This is a genomic window from Psychrobacter sp. TB20-MNA-CIBAN-0197 (assembly GCF_040309765.1).
In the GTDB taxonomy this organism is placed as follows: Bacteria; Pseudomonadota; Gammaproteobacteria; order Pseudomonadales; family Moraxellaceae; genus Psychrobacter; species Psychrobacter submarinus.
Genome location: NZ_JBEOPC010000202.1, coordinates 1 through 361, shown reverse-complemented (window position 1 = coordinate 361; position 361 = coordinate 1). Strand labels below are relative to the sequence as shown.

Here is a 361-nt window from a genome sequence, read left to right as displayed (position 1 = left end):
CATCGCCACGTGCAGATTTAAAATCTTCGATTACTTGATCAAGACCAGCTATTAATGCTGTATTAACGCTATCCATATCAAGCTCTTCTGCTTCCATAACGCCAGGCCAACGTAATATATCAACAGGGTTAATATCGCCATTACTTTGTTGTTGAACCCATTTAGCGCTATTTATTAGCTGTTCAGCAAGTGCTTGGTTAATTGATAGCTCGCCAACGTGGGCAGGATTTGCCACAAACTTTAAAAAGACCTCAACTTTACCGCGTTGTAAGTGTTTGCGTAAACGCTCACGAATAACTGGCTCCATGCCACGAAATTGCTCTGGTGCGCGTATAAATGTTTCAAGGTAACGCTGGTTTAC

At 42.1% G+C, this 361-nt stretch carries 1 protein-coding gene; it reads right to left on the bottom strand.

Translation table 11 applies throughout. The annotated features are described in order from the left end of the window. Positions 1-361, bottom strand: a 361-nt coding sequence (locus tag AAEY83_RS13315) for a YicC/YloC family endoribonuclease (RefSeq protein ID WP_351059495.1), incomplete at both ends; no start/stop codon positions are given.